Origin of the sequence: Nitratireductor thuwali (genome assembly GCF_036621415.1) — a bacterium.
GTDB classification, from domain to species: domain Bacteria; phylum Pseudomonadota; class Alphaproteobacteria; order Rhizobiales; family Rhizobiaceae; genus Chelativorans; species Chelativorans thuwali.
On the sequence record NZ_CP030941.1, the window covers coordinates 1,162,802 to 1,180,628 of the forward strand.

Here is a 17,827-nt window from a genome sequence, read left to right on the forward strand (position 1 = left end):
TTGCCAAAAAAGTAGTCATCTATGGCTGTGGCTCAGGGGACAGCCAGCGGGGGACATGAACGGACCAATGGCGCGGCAGCGGATTCTTCCCATCAGGCGCGAGTATAATCGCTGGGTGGCCAACCAGACGCTGGAGGACTACGCCCTTCGCTTCACCGCCAAGAGCGCGCGGCGGTTCTCCAGCCAGCGCATCTCCCAGACCGCCATCGGCGCCATCTCCTTCCTGGCGCTGGAGGCGATCGGCGGGGCGATCACGCTTTCCTACGGCACGGCCAACGCCATCGCCGCCATCCTCGTCGCCTCGATCGCCATCCTCGCCGTCGGCATCCCCATCTCGCGCTACGCCACCCGCCACGGCCTCGACATAGACCTTCTGACGCGCGGGGCGGGCTTCGGCTATATCGGCTCCACCATCACCTCGCTCGTCTATGCGAGCTTCACCTTCATCCTCTTCGCCATTGAGGCCTCGATCATGTCGAGCGCGCTGGCGCTCGCCTTCGGTCTTCCGCTGTGGATCGGCTACATCGTCAGCGCCGTGGTGGTGATCCCGCTGGTCACCCACGGCGTCAAGCTTATCAGCCGCTTCCAGCTCTTGACCCAGCCCATCTGGATCGTGCTCAACATCCTGCCCTTCATCTTCATCGCCTTCATGGACTGGGAAAAATTCGACCTGTGGCGCGCCTTTCCCGGCATCCACGAGCCGGCGGGCAGCATTTCCGTCCTGGAAGTGGCGAAGTTCGGCGCCGCCTCCGCCGTCATTCTCGCCTTGATGACGCAGATCGGCGAGCAGGTCGACTTCCTGCGCTTCCTGCCGCCGGAGGGCACCGCGCAGAAGCGCCACCGCCTCGGCGTCTTCCTCGCCGGCCCCGGCTGGGTGGTCGTGGGTGCGCCGAAGCTCCTGGCGGGCTCGTTCCTTGCCGTCCTGGTGCTTTCGGCCGGCGTGCCGCCCGAGCATGCCTCCGAGCCCGCGCAGATGTACGCCGTCGCCTTCGGCTACATGATCCCCAACGAAACCCTGGCGCTGGTGCTGATGGCCATCTTCGTCGTCGTCAGCCAGCTCAAGATCAACGTCATGAACGCCTATGCCGGGTCGCTCGCCTGGTCCAACTTCTTCTCGCGCCTCACCCACAGCCACCCCGGCCGCGTCGTCTGGCTTCTCTTCAACGTCGCCATCGCGCTCCTCCTGATGGAGCTCGGCATCTACCGCCTCTTGGAAGCCACGCTCGCCATCTTCTCCATCGTCGCCATGGCGTGGCTGTGCACCGTCTCGGCCGACCTCTTCGTCAACAAGCCACTTGGCCTTGCCCCGCCCGGCATCGAGTTCAAGCGCGCGCATCTCTACGACATCAACCCTGTCGGCCTTGGCTCCATGGCGCTGTCGGCGGGCATCGCGCTCACCGCCCACTTCGGCGCCTTTGGCGAAATGGCGGCCGCGCTCGCGCCCTATATCGCGCTCGTCACCGCCTTCATCGCAGCCCCGGCCATCGCCCATGCCACCGGCGGCAGATATTACCTGGCGCGCAAGCCGCGCAAGGCCTGGGCCGGCCAGGGCACCATCACCTGCTCCATCTGCGAGCACCCGTTCGAGCCGGAGGACATGGCCTGGTGCCCGGCCTATGCCGCGCCCATCTGCTCGCTGTGCTGTTCGCTCGACGCCCGCTGCCACGACCTCTGCAAGCCCAGGGCCAGCGCCCGCGCGCAGGCCATGACCATGGCCCAAGCCCTCCTGCCCGCCTGGGCCGTGGACAAGCTCCAGACGCGGCTTGGCCGCTTCGCCATGGCCATGGCCTTCGCCGTCGCCCTCATCGGCGCCATCCTCGCCCTCGTCTATTCCTTCGCCACCGAGGTCGCGCCGGACACGGCGGATGTGGTGGGCGGCACCATCGCCGTGGTCTTCTTCGTCTTCTGCGTGGTGGCCGGCATCGTCACCTGGTACCTGGTGCTCGCCCATGACAGCCGCAGGATAGCCGAGGAGGAGAGCGCGCGGCAGAACACGCTGCTCCTCAAGGAAATCTCCGCGCACCGGAGAACCGACGCGGCGCTGCAAAAGGCCAAGGAAAAGGCGGAAGCCGCCAACCAGGCCAAGAGCCGCTATGTCGTCGGCCTCTCGCACGAGTTGCGCACGCCGCTCAACGCGGTGCTAGGCTACGCCCAAATTCTTGAGCGTGAGGAGAACGCTCCCCCGCCGTGGCATTCCTCGATCAAGGTCATCCGCCGCAGCGCCGAGCATCTGTCGGGCCTGATCGACGGCTTGCTCGACATCTCCAAGATCGAGGCCGGGCGGCTCCAGGTCTATTCCAACGAGATCAACCTTTCCGATTTCCTCGATCAGATCGTCGGCATGTTCCGCCTGCAGGCGGAGGCCAAGGGCCTCGCCTTCCGGCACCGGCGCGACCCCGACCTGCCGCAATATGTGCGCACCGACGACAAGCGGCTGAGGCAGATCCTCGTCAACCTGCTCTCCAACGCGATCAAGTTCACCGACGGCGGCCATGTGGATTTCACCGTCAGCTATCGCTCGCAGGTCGCCACCTTCCGCGTCAGCGACAGCGGCCCCGGCATTCTGGACGACGACCTGGAGCATATCTTCGAGCCCTTCATGCGCGGCCAGGCAGAGCGCAACCGGCTTTCGCCCGGCCTCGGCCTCGGGCTCACCATCACCAAGCTCCTGTCGGAAACGCTGGGCGGCGAGATCACCGTGGACAGCGTGCCCGGCACCGGCTCCACCTTCCAGGTGCGGCTGATGCTCGCCAAGGTCGACCGGCCGGCCGTGCGCGCCGCGCGGGATCGCCCCGTCAAGGGCTACAGCGGCCCCCGCCGCACCATCATGGTGGTGGACGACAATGCCGAGCACCGCGAGATGATGCGTCAGATGCTGCAGCCGCTCGATTTCACGGTGCTCACCGCCGTCGACGGCCCCGACTGCCTGACGCTGATCGAAGGCGTGCGGCCGGACCTGTTCTTCATCGACATCCTCATGCCCGGCCTGAGCGGCTGGGACCTGGTCGAACGTCTGCGCGGCAAGGGCATCGCCGCGCCCATCATCATGCTGTCGGCCAACATCGGCGACGGTACCGCGAAGACGAATCGCGATGCGGGCCACAATGACGCGATGGCGAAACCCTTCAGCCTGCGTCAGCTCCTGGAGAAGATCGCCACCCATCTTCGCCTCGAATGGATCGATGAAGGCACGGATAAGCCGGCGCCGGCTCCCGGCGGCAATGGACAGGCGCTCAGGTCGCCCGGCGCGGAGCATGTGCGCGAGCTCATCGGCCTCGGCCAGATCGGCCATGTGCGCGGCATCGACGTCAAGCTCAGCGAGCTTGCGCTGAGGCCGGAAAACGCGCCATTGGTCGATCTCTTGCGGGCACGCATGGAAGCCTATGATTTCGCCGGCTATACGGAGCTTTTGCAGAGCGTGAGCGGAAATGAGTGACATGACACCCGAGGGGGACATCGTTCTCGTCGTCGACGATTCGCCCGAGGCGCTGGGCTTTCTCACCCGCGCCCTCGAAGAGGCGGGCGTGACCGTGCTCGTCGCCACCAGCGGCGAAGCGGGCCTCGGCGTCGCTGCAAAGGTCACGCCGGATATCGTCCTGATGGATGCGGTGATGCCCGGTCTCGACGGCTTCGAGACCTGCCGTCGGCTGAAGACGCTGCCGGGCGTGGCCCATGTGCCGGTCATCTTCATGACGGCGCTGACCGAGACCGAGCATGTCGTGCACGCGCTGGAATCGGGCGGCGTCGACTACCTCACGAAGCCGATCAACCTGGAGGAACTGCGCGCCCGCATGCGCGTGCATCTGTCGAATGCCCGCAGCGCGCACAATGCGCGCGTGGCGCTGGATGCGGCGGGCCGGCACCTGATGGCCTTTTCCGCCGAGGGAGAAGTGCACTGGACCACGCCTCAGGTGACAAAGCTTTTGGGCGCTCCCGTGGCCAGCGGCGATCCCCACCCTGTCAGAGCGCGCGTTGCGGAATGGCTCGGGCGCCACGACCGGACGTCTGCTGGGGAGAGCTTCACGGTGAAGCTTCCCGACTTGCGCAACCTGCAACTCTCCTATCTGGGCCCGATCGGACCTGACGAGCACCTCTTCAGGCTGGTCTCCGAAACCGGTGCCGATCTGCAGGCGACGCTGCGGCAGCATTTCGGCCTGACATTGCGGGAAAGCGAGGTCCTGTTGTGGATCTCTCGCGGCAAGTCCAACCGGGACATCGGCGACGTGCTTGGCTTGAGCCCCCGCACGGTCAACAAGCATCTGGAACAGATCTATGTGAAGCTGGGCGTCGAAAACCGCGCCTCGGCCGCCGTCAAGGCAATGCTCGTGTTGACTTGATTCCGGGATCGGCTCGAGAATCCTCCATCCCTGTTTCCCGCATCGGCGATGTCAGCTTTCCTCATCCGCCGACCGGCCGAGCGTGTCCGCCATCACGGCCCCGCGTTCGCCGGCCGGCTGCGGCTCGCCGATTGTGGTGTCGGTGGCCGTCTGATGCTCCATCTCGGAATTCAGCTCCGCTCCCACGAGCAGGATGACCACCGAAAGCCAGATCCACATCAGGAAGCCGATCGCCGCGCCCAGCGTGCCGTAGGTCGCGTTGTAGTTGGCGAAGTTCTCCAGATAGTAGGAAAAGGCCATCGAGGCTGCGAGCCAGACGATGGTGGCGAGCGCCGCGCCCCAGGTCAGCCAGGGCAATTGTGCCGTCTCGCGGCTTGGCCCGTAGCGGTAGATCAGCGTGATCCCGACCGCTATGATGACCAGCATCACCGGCCATCGCGCGATCCTGACCAGCGTCTCCACCCAGCCGCCGACGTCGAGAAATGCCAGCACCGCCGGGATTACGCCCAGCGAGACCAGGAAAGCGGTTCCGATCACGATAGCGCCCAGGGTGAACGCCAGCGTCAGCACGTTCAGCCAGACGAATCCGCGCTTCTCGGTCTCGCCATAGGCGATGTTCATCGCCTCGAACAATGCCTTGATGCCCTTGTTGGCGCTCCACAGGGCAACGGCAAGCCCGAAGATGAAGCCGAAGCTCAGAGCGTCCGTATCCTGGCCGGCCAGGCGCTCCAGTTGCGACCTGATCAACTCCAGTCCGCCAGAAGGCAGCACGTTTTCCAGAAGGGCGATGTGGTCGGCAAGCGTCCGCGGGTCGGCCACGAAGCCGTAGATCGAGACGAAGGCCGCCAGCGCCGGGAATATCGCCAGCAGAATGTAGAACGTTACTCCCGCCGCGGTCAGCGTGACGCGGTCTTCGAGCATCTGGGTCCAGACCCGCAGGAGGATGTCCTTCCAGCCCCTTGCGGGTATCGCAGCCGGTCGCTTGGCCTCGCGCCCGCGGCCTTCCTCCTCTCGCCGGCGCTCGAACTTGGCACGCTCTGCTTGGTCGTTCCTTGTCTTGCTGTTTCCCATGTCCGCGCCTCCGCCTTTCCTGTCCACCGAACGCGCGGGGCAGCAAAAAGATGCGGACTTTCGACAATGATCCGGCCATTGGCCGGCTTGCCATCACCGGCCGCCAGCCGGGCGAGGCGGCGGGTCAGCCCAGGATATCCGGCAGGAACATGACGAGGTCCGGCCACAGGATCATTGCGGCGATGACCACGATATCGGCGAGTATGAACAGCAACGCGCCCCGGAAGATGCCGGCAAGGCTGACATGCTCGGCCGCCACCGATCGTATGACGAAGACGTTCATGCCGAGCGGCGGCGTGATCATGCCCACCTCGAGCAGCTTCACCAGCAGCACCCCGAACCAGACGCGGTCGATCCCCTGCGTGGCCAGCAGCGGCATCAGGATCGGCAGGGTGATGAGCATGGCGCCGAAAGGTTCCAGGAACATGCCGATGACGAGATAAAGCAGCACGATCACCGCCATCAGGCCGAAATAGCCGATGTCGAGCCCGCTGAAGAATTCATTGATGAAGCCGGCAACGCCGCTCAGCCCGAGGAAGCGCGTGAGCATGACCGCGCCGGCGCCGACGATGAAGAGCGCGGCACAGGTGCCCAGCGTCTCGAACAGCGCCCGGCGGAAGGCCGGCCAGCTCAGGCGGCGCAGGATGACGGCGATGACGATCGCTCCGGCGGCGCCGATGGCGCCGGCCTCGGTGGCGGTGAAAATTCCGCCGAACATGCCCCCGAAGACGAGCAGGATGAGCACGATGAGCGGCACGATGTCGCGAAGGACGCCGCGGGCGTCCAGTTGTCCGTCTTCACCGGCCCGGGCGGGTATGATGTCCTTGCGCAGCAGCGCCACGAGGATGATCACCAGGCAGTACGACGCCGCCGTGAGGATGCCGACGGAGATGCCGCCGAGGAACACCTTGGTGACGGAGGTCTCGGCGAAGACGCCGTAGACGATCATCAGGATCGAAGGGGGGATCAAGGCGCCCACCGTGCCGCCGGCGGCCAGGATGCCCGCCGAAAAGCTGGGCTTGTAGCCGGCGCGCACCATCTCCGGAATGGCGATCCGTCCCATCGTGGCCGCGCAGGCGAGGCTTGAGCCCGACACCGCGGCAAAACCCGTGCAGGCGAAGATCGCCGCCAGCCCGAGCCCGCCGGGCACGCGGCGCACCACCACCTTGGCCGCGTCGAACAGCCCCGTGGTCAGGCCCGCATGATAGGTCACGAAGCCCATCAGCAGGAACATCGGAATCGCCGAAAGGGTCCAGCTCGCGACGAATTCGTACGGCGTGGCGCTGAGGATGCCGATCGCGGGCGCCAGCCCCAGCATGTACCAGATGCCGCAGAAGGAGACGAGGATCAGCGCCACGGCGATCGGCACCTGCAGCGCCAGGAGCAGCAGCAGGACCGCCAGCCCGATCAGCCCCACCGCGACGTTCATGCCTGCACGTCCCCGGCCGCCCGCTCATGCCCGTCCGACAGCGCATCCGGATCGCCGCCCGACAGCGTCACTGCCAGCTTTACGAGGCTGACGAGGAGGGCGAGCGCGAAGGCGACGGGAAGCACGAAATAGCTCGGCCACACCAGAACGGCCACGTTGAGCGACATGACGAAGGTGCCGCTGCGCAGATTGGCCATGGCCTCCGACCAGGTGGTCCAGGTGAGCACCGCGAAGGCGGCGGCGCAGGCCAGATACACGAAGACCTGGATCAGGCGCCGCAAGCGCTCCGACAGCAGGCCCGAAAGGACCTCCACCCGTATCATCTCGCCGCGCCGGTCGGCCCAGGCAAGGCTCAGGAAGGCCACCATCACCATGTAGTAGCGCGAGACGATCTCGTTGGTGGCCGGAACAGGCCAGTGAAAGAGCTGGCGCAGCACCACGTCGACATTGATGTGGACCAGCATCGCCACCACGCCGAGCGCGCCGACAACGGCCAGCGCATCGGTGAGACGGCGCGTCAGGCGCAGGACGAAAGCCGGCATCAGGTTCCTCCGAAGCAGAGGCCGGCGCCGGATCCGCTCCGGCGCCGGCGATGCCCGTCAAAGGCCATAGGTCTCGTAGTCGACCTTGTCCCACACTTCTTCCTGAACTCTGGCGGCGATCGCCTCGGGATCGTCGCCAGTCTGCTCCACGATGGCCGACCACTTGTCGACCAGTTCCCGAAAGCGGACGATCTTCTCGGCCGCCCCCTCGATGCCGTAGGTGGCGCCGGCGACCTCCACGGCGGTATCCGGATCGCCGGCCGAGAAGGCCTCGGTCGCCTCCACCAGATCCTGTGCCGGCTCGATGAACTCGATGCCGGCCTCGCGCGCCGCCTCGCGCGCCTTGCCGGGGCGGTCGTAGCCCCAGTCCTGGGTGAAGCGGGCGGATGCCACATTGGCCGCGCGCATGAGGCCGGCCCGCTCGTCCGGCGTCATCTCCGCCCAGGCCTTTGCGGAGACCGTGAAGTTGGACGTGCAGTGATAGGTGCCGAGCTGGATCTCGGTGACATATTTAACGAGGTCGATCATGCGGTAGGAGATCAGGTCGTTGATCGAGGCCATCGTGCCGTCGATGACGCCTTGCGACAGCTGCTCGAACTGGTCGCTCACCGGCACGCTGGCCGGCGAGGCGCCCATGGCCTCGGCCCAGCGGGAGAAGGGCGAGCCGCCGGAGCGCAGGCGCAGCCCCTGCAGGTCCGCCTTGGTCCGCACCGGCTGGGTCGTCATGACCACGTAGACATCCGACGATCCGGAGCCGCCATAGACGAAGCCTGCCTTCTTGAACTCCGCCTGGCAATCCTCGCAGGTCACCACATATTCCGTCATCGCCGCGCCCATCACATGCGGGTTGCGGCCGAGAAACGCTAGGTCGCCCATCAGCGCCGAATTGGGCAGGTCGGCCGGATAGTAAAGCGGCAGGATGTTGCCCACCTCCGTGACCTGCGACTGGAGCGAGGCCTTCATGTTGCCGATATTGACCACCTCCGTGCCGATGACGGTGCCGGTTAGCGCTCCGCCCGTCTCCTCGGGCAGCCGCTCGACGAAGGTGGAGTAGAGCGGATCGGCTGCCGGATGCGCCGGGGGCGCGCCCGGCGAGACACGCAGGTCCCGCGCATCGGCCGCGCCGGCAAAGGCCGCGGCAAGGCCGAAACTTAAAGCAAAGGCAGTGATTCTCATGACGGTTCCTCCCTTGAGATTGACACGAGGGAAGATGACCACCCACCGATCCGACCTTCGATGTTGCCCATCGCGGCCAGGCTCGTCGCCCGTGGTGCCGGGTGTCACGAGCCTGGCGCAATGATGCCGTCACGCGCCCGGGCAGCGGTTCGCCTCGGGCAATCGGATCCGTCGATGGTCACCTCCCTTGGTATAACTGCGTAGGCGTCTTGCCCGTTTGCCGGGTTCTTGTGGTTGATCAGATGTTCAGCAGCCTCCTGGCATTCTCCTTCAGGATCTTCGGCCGCACCTCGTCCTTGATCGGCAGTTTCTCGAAGTCGGACAGCCAGCGGTCGGGCATGATCGCCGGCCAGTCCGAGCCGAACAGGACGCGGTCCTTGAGAAGCGTGTTGGCGTATCGCACGAGGATCGGCGGGAAATATTTCGGCGACCAGCCCGAAAGGTCGATCCAGATGTTGGGCTTGTGGGTCGCCACCGCCAGCGCCTCCTCCTGCCAGGGAAAGCTCGGGTGAGCGAGGATGATCTGCATGTCCGGAAAATCCACCGCCACATCGTCGAGATAGAGCGGGTTGGAATATTTGAGCTTCATGCCCATCCCGCCATGCATGCCGGCGCCGACGCCGGTTTGACCCGTGTGGAAAAGTGCCGGCAGCCCCGCCTCGGCGATCGCCTCGTAGAGCACATAGGCGCTGCGGTCATTGGGGTAGAAGCCCTGGAAGGTAGGATGGAACTTGAAGCCTTTGATGCCGTGGTCTTCGATCAGCCGGCGCGCCTCGCGTGCGCCCGCCTTGCCCTTGGCCGGGTCGATCGAGGCGAAGGGGATGAGGATGTCGGAATGCTTGGCCGCAAGGTCGGCCACTTCGAAATTGTCGTAGCGGCGGAAGCCCGTCTCCCGCTCGCTGTCGACCGGAAAGATCACGGCGGCGATCTTGCGCTCGCGGAAATAGGCGGCGGTCTCGGGCACGGTCGGCGGATGTTGGAAGGGCGAGCGGAAATAGGCGCTCATTCCCGCCTGAAAGTCGTCGTAGCCGTCATCGGCATGGGTGCCGCAGGGCTCTTCCGCATGGGTGTGGATATCGATCGCGACCAGTTCGTCGACATTCATCATGAAGAGCGCCTCCCGTTCTCCATCATTCAGCCCGCGCCGGCGCCGGGGGATCTTCGGCCAGTGGCGGCCGGCCCGCCACTTTGCGCAAAAGACCGACCAGTTGGCGGTGCTCCTGCGCCGTCAGCATGGACATGGCCTCGGCATCGAGCTTGCGCATGCGGGGCCTGATCTCCCGCAACTGCGCGCGCCCCTCCTCGGTCAGCCGCAAAAGCACGGAGCGGCGGTCGTTCGGCGGCACATAGCGCTCGACAAGGCCGCGCATCTCCATGGAGCGGACGAACTTTGTCATGTGCGACCATTTGATGTGCAGCACGTCGGCGATGGCGCCCTGACGGGCGTCCGGATTGTCCTCGATCACCTGCAGCAGCGTCTGCTCGGACAGCTTGAGCGGCATGTTAGGCGCAATGGCGAAAATCGCCTCATAGGCGGCGAGCTGCGCGATGCGCAGCAGGAACGAGGCCGAACGCTCCAGATCGCCCAGATCGATGGCGGCGGGGTCGAGCTCCGTTTCGACGATCGCCTCCTTGCCGGCAGCCACCCGCATCTCCTACTTGGCCGGCGCGGCGACGCGCGCCGCGCGTTTGTCGAGGAAGGCCCGCAGCCTGGCATGGGCTTCGGGCGTCGACTGGGTGAAGGCGGCTATCATGGACTCGAAGAAGAGCCCCTCGTCATAGCCGCTGTCGCGAATGCGAGGCAGCGCGTTGATGATGGCGTAGTTGGACAGCGGCGCATTGGCGCTGGCACGCTTGGCAAGCTCGGTCGCCTTCTCGACGGCACCGCCCGGTTCGGTGACATAGGTGACGATGTCGCAGCGCTCGGCCTCCTCGGCGTCCAGCACGCGGCCGGTCAGCATCAAGTCCATCATGCGCGCCACGCTCATCAGCCGCGACACATTCACCGAGCCGCCGCCGCCGACGAAAATGCCGCGCTGGCCCTCGGGCAGGGCGAAGAAGGCGGTGCTGTCGGCCACACGCACATGGGCCACCGCTGCAAGTTCCAGCCCCCCGCCGATCACGCCGCCGTGCAGAGCCGCGAAATAGGGGATGCGGCTGGAGCGGATGCGCTGGAACACCCAGTGCCAGCCGCGCGAGCCCTCGATGCTTTCGACAGGGGTGCGCTCGGACTGCTCGGCAAGGTCGAGGCCTGCGCAGAAATGGTCGCCGGCGCCCGCGAGCACCACCGCCTGTGCCTCCTCCGCAGCGCGGTCCACGCACGCCGCCAGATCCGCCAGCATCGCGTCGCACATGGCGTTGCGCTTGTCGGGCCGCGCCAGCGTCAGCCGCGCGATGCCGTCCGCGATCTCATAGTCGACGAAAGCCATCGATCCTCCCCGAGCTTCCGCGATATTTAACTTGCATTCAACACTGTTTACAAGTGAATAATACACGTCGACATGGATTGCCCCGGCCGGGGCACCGGAGGAGACATGTCTGAACGGTCACATGAGGGCTGGCGCCGCGCTCCGGTGCGCCCGGTCGAACTTCTAAAGCCCGACCCGCAGATCGTCCGCGCCGGGGACGGTACGATCTACGTCTCCGAGCGGAAGCAACTGGCGCCCTACCCGCGCCGGATCACCGAGGACCTGATCCGCTACGCGCAGGCGACGCCGGACGCTGTTTTCCTGGCCGACCGCAAGGCCGGCGGCGGCTGGCGCACCATCACCTATGCGCGGATGCTCGAGCGCGCGCGGCGGCTCGGGCAGGCGCTTCTCGATGCCGGTCTCGGTCCGCAGCGCCCGCTTGCGATCCTTTCGGGCAACGACATCGAGCATGCCGCGCTCGCCATGGCGGCGATGCATGTGGGCGTGCCCTACGCGCCCATCTCGCCAGCCTATTCCCTCACCGGCGGCGGTCATGAGAGGCTGCGCGAAACGATTGCCGCGACCAGCCCCGGCATGGTCTATGCCGCGGACGCAGAAGCCTTCGCGCCGGCGGTGCAGGCGGTGATGCCGGACATTCCCTTCGTGGCTGACACGCCGGCCGCCGGCGCCGCTGCGCTGGAGCGGCTGCTCGACACCCGCCCCACCGGCGCCGTCGACGCCGCCCATGAAGCGGTGGGATCGGAAACGATCGCGAAGTTCCTGTTCACCTCGGGCTCCACGGGCAGCCCCAAGGCCGTGCCCAACACCCACGGCATGCTGTGCTCCAACCAGGCGATGCTGCGCATGGCCTACGCCTACTTCCAGACCGAGCCGCCGCAGATCCTCGACTGGCTGCCCTGGCACCACACGGCCGGCGGCAACTCCGTCTTCCTGTCGGTGCTGATGAACGGCGGCACGCTCTACGTCGACGACGGCCGCCCCACCAGGGCGGACATCGCGAGGACGGTGCGCAATCTGCGGGAGGTATCTCCCACCTGGTATTTCAACGTTCCGACCGGCTTCGACGCGCTCATCCCCTTCCTGCGCGAGGACGCCGGGCTGTGCGAGGCATTCTTCAGACGGCTCAAGATGCTGTGGTATGCCGGCGCCTCGCTGTCGCAGCCCAGTTGGGATGCGTTGCAGGAACTGGCGGTGCGGACCACCGGCATGCGCATCCTCATCGGCTCGGGGCTCGGCGCCACCGAAACGTCGCCGGCCGCGCTGTTCTGCATTTGGCCGCAGGAGACCGCCGGCAATGTCGGCCTGCCCATTCCCGGCGTGACCCTGAAGCTCGTGCCGTTCGAGGGCAAATACGATGCACGGGTAAAGGGGCCGAACGTCATGTCCGGCTACTGGCGCCGGCCGGAGCTTTCGAAGCAGTGCTTCGACGAGGAGGGATTTTACAAGTTCGGCGACGCCCTGAAGCCGGTCGATCCCGACGATCTGACCAAAGGCTTCCTGTTCGACGGCCGTACGGCGGAGAACTTCAAGCTCGATACCGGCACCTGGGTGAGCACTGGAGCGCTGCGCATGGCGCTGGTCGATCATTTCGGCGATGCGATCCGCGACGCGGCGATCGCCGGCCCGGACAGGCCCTATCTCGGCGCGCTCGTCTTTCCGCGCCAGCCGGATGAGGCGCGGGACCCCGGCTACCACGCCCGGCTGCGCGGCCTGCTGGAAAGCTTCGCGGCCAAGGCCACCGGCTCGTCCAACCGCGTCTGCCGGCTTCTGCTGGTGGAAGAGCCGCCCTCGATGGCGGCCGGCGAGGTGACGGACAAGGGATCGCTGAACCAGCGGGCCGTGCTCGCCAACCGTGCTGCACTGGTCGAGGAGCTCTACGCCGGCTCGCCGCGGGTGATCGGCCTGCCCGGGCATGGCCGCGGTCCGCACAGGCCGCAGGGGTAAGGCCGAACCAGACGCTGGACCGTTTCGCCATGTCCGGAAGGCGGCGAAACGATCCAGCCGTCTGGTTCCACGCAGTTCCCGGCGGAAAAGCCGGTTCTTTTCCTGAACCGGTCTACGCCACCCCGCCCCAAACCGCCTCGGCCACTTTCACCACCAGCTCCAGCTTGCGGCGCTGGTCGTCCATCGTCAGCTCATTGCCCTCCTCGGTGGAGGAGAAGCCGCATTGCGGGGCGATTCCAAGCTGGTCGATGTCGACGAATTTCGAGGCCTCGTCGAAAAGCCGCTTCAGATCGTCCAGGCTTTCGAGCGCCGGCGTTTTCGTGGTGATGAAGCCGGCCATTACCCGCTGCCTGCCTTTCGGCAGAAGCCGCAGCGGTTCCAGCCCGCCGGCCCGCTCGGTATCGTATTCCATGAAAAAGACGTCGACGCCGGTCTTGTTGAAGATCGCCTCCGCCGCCGGGTCGTAGCCGCCCTCGGCAACCCAGGTGGAGCGGAAATTGCCCCGGCACATATGCATGGCGATGACCATGTCCTCGGGCCGGTCGGCAATCGCGTCGTGCATCATCCTTGCATAGCGGTCGATCAGCCAGTCGGGGTCGATGCCCTTTTCCTGCCACGCCGCGCGGATCTTCGGGTCGCACAGATAGGCGTAGTAGATGTCGTCCATCTGCAGATAGCGGCAGCCCGCATCGTAGAAGGCCCGCACCGCCTTGCGGTAGGTCTTCACCAGATCGGCGAAATAGGCCTCCGCGTCCTCGGCATATTCCTTCACGCGGATGTCCCCCGGCTCCAGCCGGTAGTGGCAGCAGCTCGGGCCGGGGATGGAGATTTTCGGCGTCACGCTGGTGTTGGCGGCGAGGAAGCGGAAATGGTCCAGCATCGGGTGGTCGTCGGGGAAATCCAGCCTGCCGTTGACGACCGGCACCTTCGGCTTGGTCTTCACCCCGTGAAACTGGATGCCGTCCCCTTCACGGGTGACGATGTCGAGCCCGTCGAGCATGCCCATGAAGTCGTAATGCCACCAGGAACGCCTGATCTCGCCGTCGGTGACGGCCGGCAGACCCACCTCCTCCTGCATGCGGATCACCTCGCGGATCGCCGCGTCTTCGGCCTCGCGCAGCGCCTCGGCTGCCCCCGGCTCCCCTGCCTCGACCCGCGCCCTCGCCTTCCTGACGGCGGGAGGGCGCAGCAGGCTGCCGACATGGTCGGCGCGGAACGGTGGTGTCATGGTCGTCACGGCTTCGTCTCCTTTGTTGCGGTCAACGTTTATCGTGAGTGGTGCCGCTCACGCTCCGGCTTCGGCCGCCGCGTCGCGCAGGGCATCGATGAACTCGGCCTGCAGCGCGGTCGCCATCCAGTGCCGCCGATAGGTGATGCCCACCGAGCGGGCATGGGGTGGCAGCTCCACATCGAGCGGGCGCAGAAAACCCGCCTCCATGTCGTAGCGTATCTGGTGCCGCGACAGGAGCGCCAGATGGTGCGAATGGAGCAGCAGGCCGCGGATCGCCACCAGCGACCCCGCCTCGACCGTACATCGCGGCGGCCGGTCGGGCGGGAAGTGGGCCGCCATCTGCGAGAACACCTCGCGCGAGGGCGTGCCCTCGCGCGCCACCACCCAGGGATAGTCGGCCAGATCCGCGATCGACAGGCCGTTCCTGTCCAGAAGCGGATGGCCGCGGCCGGCGACGACGGCCAGGCAATAGGTGAACAGATCCTCCTGCACCAGCGAGCGGGCCGGAAACGCGCCGCGCAGGGCGCCGACGATCAGGTCGATGCGCCCGTCCTCCAGGTCGCCGACCAGGGCGTCGTAGCGTCCCTCGACGATTTCGAACTGCGCCTGCGGGTGGCGCGAGGCGACGCGGGCGATGGCGCGGGGAACGAGGCTGGTACGCGTCAGGGGCAGCGTGCCGACCGGCACGCGCCCCTCGAAACGGCCCTCGGACTCGCCCAGTTCGGCACCCGCATTCTCCAGCTCGTTCAGCGCCAGGCGCGACCAGCGGGCGGCGGACCTGCCCAGCGGCGACAGCCTGATCGCCCGCCCCGCGCCCTCGAACAGCGGCACATTGAGGGAGGCTTCCGCGTCGCGGGCCGCGCGATGCACGGCGGGCTCCGACTGACCGAGAAGCCGGGCCGCGGCGCTGAAGCTGCCGCGCGCCGCGAAGGCCGCCAGCGCCCGCATATGCGCGATGGTGAGCCGGGAGGCCGCGTTCCGGTCCGCCCCCGGCAGGCGCCCGCATCCGGCCTGTATCAGGTCGAGCGCGCGCCTTGCCCGCGCCAGCACGATCCGCCCCTCGGGGGTCGCGGCCGGGGCGCCGTTCTGCCGGTCGATCAGGCGCCTGCCGAAGATCGCCTCGAACCGCGCCAGGGCCTGCGAAGCGGCCGCCTGCGTCAGGCCGATCTCCTCGGCGGCGCGGCTGACCGATCCGCGCTGCAGGCAGGCGCAGAACAGGCGCACATGGCGCAGGTTCGGATAGTCTTTCACCAGACAGCCCTCCCGCAAGGCGCCGGGCACCTGCCCGGTCGAGCGCAGAGCGCATCTCGCAACCAGATTGATTTTCTACGCTCCGTCTTTCTGCCTTTACCGCATTTGCGCTGGCGGCGGTGATTTTCCTCCCGCCGCAGATCGCCCGGAAATCACGCCCGATTGCGATATTCCCTGCGGCTCGCCTCGTGGATCGGCCAAGGGTGGACTTCGGCGCCGATCTCCATCTGCCGGTGCGGCTCGACGGCGGGCTTGTCGGTGCCGCCGTCGGCCTCGCCCCACAGCACGGTGAGCCTCGTGCCGGGCTGCGACAGCGCGCCCTCCACCATTGCCAGCGATATCCATGCGCGCTCATTGGCCGTGTAGACGGGATAGGTGGAAAAGCCGACGAGCCGGCCGCCGGCCAGCACCTGGTCGTAAGGGTGGGCGGCATAGTGGGCGGCGGGCATTTCCATGAGCTTGGGCGGCGTGCCCTCTTCCATCATGCCCGCGAATACTTTCAGCACGTCCGCCTTGTCCCAGACCAGCGTGACCTTGGTGCGGTGCGGCCTGTCGGCCATCTCCTCCAGTGCGGCGCGGCCGATGAAATCGTGGTCGAACTTGACGAGCCTGCCATAGTCCAGGTCCCAGGGCGTAAGATAATAATCCTCGACATTATCGGACTGGAAGCTGCCGCCGATGGAGGCAGTGGCTTCGAAGCCGTTGCCGGCAAGCCACTGGCGGTAGGGTCTCATCGCCCCGCCCGTATAGATCGCCGGCAGCGGCGAGGGGATCCAGCCGGACTCCATCGCCACCGTCGAATAGGCGCGGAAGCCTGCCTGCTTGAGGCCGAGCGGCTCGCCCGCCGCCAGCAGCGCCGCCTTGACCTTCCGCCCATCCTCGAACGGCCCGAACAGCTCCAGCCCCTTGGCGCCGCTCATGCCGTGCGCCAGTGTCCGCGCCTTGCAACCGGCGATCGTGATCTCGCCCATATTGAAGAATTTCGTGACGAGTGGCCCGCCCTCGTTGACCGCCTCCAGAATGCGCATGGCGTTGGGGCCCTGCACCTCGTAGCGATACATGCGGCGCGGCTTGTCGGGATTGTCGGCGGTACGCTCGTCGCGCTCGACCGTGACGTCGTAGCCGCCGGTCTCTGCGTGATACTGAACCCAGTTGGGCACCGGCGGGCGGCCCACGAGATTCACCGCATCGTCCTCAAGGCCGAAGCAGATCACATCGCCGATGACATAGCCGTCGTGGTTGCAGGCGACGAACTGCTTGGCTTTGCCTCTGCCGAAACCTGAAAAGCTGTTGACGCCAAGATGCGACAGGAGACGGATCGTGTCGGGGCCGCGCACGTAAAGGTCGGTCATATGGAAGGACTGATCGAACAGGACCGCGCTCTCGCGCCAGGCGCGCTGCTCCTCCATCCAATTGGTGAATTCTGCCGGGATCGGATAGACGTAGCGCCCCGTCGGCGCGTTCTGCATCATCACGGCCGGATTGCCCACGGCCTGCAGTTTGTCCTCGAGCGATCTGTAGCTCATGATGCCTTGCCTCCCTTGACGTTGCGCGCCGCGAACACGGCGCCGATGCCTTCTGCAAGATTGTCGGCGGCCGGCGGCGGCGCGGGCGCGGCGCCCATCTGGTCCTGGACGCCGGCAATGGCCTCGGCCATGTCTCCGGACAGGCCGAGCTCTCTCATGGCGGCCGCGCTCTCGCGCATTTCGGCGGCCCGGCGGCGGCCGTGGCGCAGCGTGCGCTCGAACTCATAGGCGGCGAAATCGGGCCAGCCGAGGCCGGGAAAGCTGCGGCCGAGCGACTGCAGGATTTGGTCGAGACAGCCCGCCGCCTGCGCCGCCAGCAGCGTCTCCACGGTGATCGCCTCCAGCCCTTTGACGAACAGCGAGCGGACGAGCTTTATCCCCGTCGCCTGCCCCACATGCGGCCCCGCGACGTCGAAATCGAAGCCGAGCCGGGCAAGCTCCGGGCCGGCCTGATGCGCAGCCTCCCCGGCGATCAGGACCGGCGTGCGGTGCCCGTGCGGATGCACGGGCGCCATCACGGCCATGTCGAGATAGGCCGCACTGCGGGCGCCGGCCATGGCCGCGCTCTCGCGCTTGCGGGCGGGCGAGACGGAGTTGATGTCGATGACGAGCTGCCCCTGCCGCAGATACGGTGCAACTTCCCGCAGCGCGGCGACGCTCTGGTCGGCCGTCACGGCGCTGAACAACCAGTCGGCCTCCGCAAGTCCGGCGGGATCGCAGGCGGCAACACCCTCGGCCGCCATCGCCGCGCGCATCTGCGGCGCAGCGGCCTCCTCGCGCAGCAGGATGTCGTAGGCCAGGAAGCGGAGCGCGGGATCGCGGGCGGCGAGGCTGGCGCGGAAGGCCCGCGCTGCCTCGCCGAAGCCGAGAAAGCCTATCCGCTTCATTTGC

General features: G+C 66.7%; 14 protein-coding genes. 3 read left to right on the forward strand and 11 right to left on the reverse strand.

The genetic code is table 11. From position 1 onward, the window contains the following. The first annotated feature begins 55 nt into the window (after nt 1–55). Nucleotides 56–3,436: a hybrid sensor histidine kinase/response regulator gene (locus NTH_RS05540; RefSeq protein ID WP_338529086.1), complete on the forward strand. Its 3,381-nt coding sequence runs from the start codon at nt 56–58 to the stop codon at nt 3,434–3,436. Further along, the gene (locus NTH_RS05545; protein WP_338529087.1) at nt 3,429–4,337 is read left to right on the forward strand and encodes a response regulator; all 909 of its coding nucleotides are present in this window, start codon (nt 3,429–3,431) and stop codon (nt 4,335–4,337) included. The genes NTH_RS05540 and NTH_RS05545 overlap by 8 nt, the downstream gene beginning before the upstream one ends. Nucleotides 4,338–4,388: 51 nt before the next feature. On the opposite strand, the gene NTH_RS05550 is transcribed toward NTH_RS05545, so the two are convergent. The 7 genes from NTH_RS05550 to NTH_RS05580 form a co-directional block, all read right to left on the reverse strand. After that, nucleotides 4,389–5,408: a YihY/virulence factor BrkB family protein gene (locus NTH_RS05550; RefSeq protein WP_338529088.1), complete on the reverse strand. Its 1,020-nt coding sequence runs from the start codon at nt 5,406–5,408 to the stop codon at nt 4,389–4,391. A 124-nt stretch (nt 5,409–5,532) separates the two neighbouring features. Further along, on the reverse strand, nt 5,533–6,837 hold the full coding sequence (locus tag NTH_RS05555) for a TRAP transporter large permease (RefSeq protein WP_338529089.1): 1,305 nt from the start codon (nt 6,835–6,837) through the stop codon (nt 5,533–5,535). Then, nucleotides 6,834–7,379 (reverse strand): TRAP transporter small permease, encoded by a 546-nt coding sequence (locus NTH_RS05560; protein ID WP_338529090.1) that lies wholly within the window; start codon nt 7,377–7,379, stop codon nt 6,834–6,836. Before NTH_RS05560 ends, NTH_RS05555 begins: the two co-directional genes overlap by 4 nt. Before the next feature lie 57 nt (nt 7,380–7,436). Next, nucleotides 7,437–8,555: a C4-dicarboxylate TRAP transporter substrate-binding protein gene (locus NTH_RS05565; protein ID WP_338529091.1), complete on the reverse strand. Its 1,119-nt coding sequence runs from the start codon at nt 8,553–8,555 to the stop codon at nt 7,437–7,439. A 238-nt stretch (nt 8,556–8,793) separates the two neighbouring features. After that, a complete protein-coding gene (locus tag NTH_RS05570; protein WP_338529092.1) occupies nt 8,794–9,663 on the reverse strand; it encodes an amidohydrolase family protein in 870 nt (289 codons plus the stop codon). 22 nt (nt 9,664–9,685) lie between these two features. Continuing rightward, nucleotides 9,686–10,201: a MarR family winged helix-turn-helix transcriptional regulator gene (locus NTH_RS05575; RefSeq protein ID WP_338529093.1), complete on the reverse strand. Its 516-nt coding sequence runs from the start codon at nt 10,199–10,201 to the stop codon at nt 9,686–9,688. A 9-nt stretch (nt 10,202–10,210) separates the two neighbouring features. Then, on the reverse strand, nt 10,211–10,984 hold the full coding sequence (locus NTH_RS05580; protein WP_338529094.1) for a crotonase/enoyl-CoA hydratase family protein: 774 nt from the start codon (nt 10,982–10,984) through the stop codon (nt 10,211–10,213). A gap of 105 nt (nt 10,985–11,089) precedes the next feature. Between NTH_RS05580 and NTH_RS05585 the strand changes: the two genes are divergently transcribed. Continuing rightward, complete coding sequence (locus NTH_RS05585) at nt 11,090–12,928, forward strand: feruloyl-CoA synthase (RefSeq protein ID WP_338529095.1); 1,839 nt, start codon at nt 11,090–11,092, stop codon at nt 12,926–12,928. 112 nt (nt 12,929–13,040) lie between these two features. Here the strand turns inward: NTH_RS05585 and NTH_RS05590 are convergent, their stop codons facing one another. The 4 genes from NTH_RS05590 to NTH_RS05605 all read right to left on the reverse strand — a co-directional run bounded on the left by NTH_RS05590 (nt 13,041) and on the right by NTH_RS05605 (nt 17,823). After that, complete coding sequence (locus NTH_RS05590) at nt 13,041–14,156, reverse strand: 5-methyltetrahydropteroyltriglutamate--homocysteine S-methyltransferase (protein WP_338531814.1); 1,116 nt, start codon at nt 14,154–14,156, stop codon at nt 13,041–13,043. Between the two features lie 57 nt (nt 14,157–14,213). Then, the gene (locus NTH_RS05595) at nt 14,214–15,410 is read right to left on the reverse strand and encodes a LysR family transcriptional regulator (protein WP_338529096.1); all 1,197 of its coding nucleotides are present in this window, start codon (nt 15,408–15,410) and stop codon (nt 14,214–14,216) included. A 152-nt stretch (nt 15,411–15,562) separates the two neighbouring features. Then, nucleotides 15,563–16,936 carry an aminomethyl transferase family protein gene (locus tag NTH_RS05600; protein ID WP_338529097.1) on the reverse strand — a complete coding sequence of 458 codons (1,374 nt, stop codon included), beginning with the start codon at nt 16,934–16,936 and terminating at the stop codon, nt 15,563–15,565. Then, complete coding sequence (locus NTH_RS05605; RefSeq protein ID WP_338529098.1) at nt 16,933–17,823, reverse strand: NAD(P)-dependent oxidoreductase; 891 nt, start codon at nt 17,821–17,823, stop codon at nt 16,933–16,935. Before NTH_RS05605 ends, NTH_RS05600 begins: the two co-directional genes overlap by 4 nt. Between the last annotated feature and the right edge of the window lie 4 nt (nt 17,824–17,827).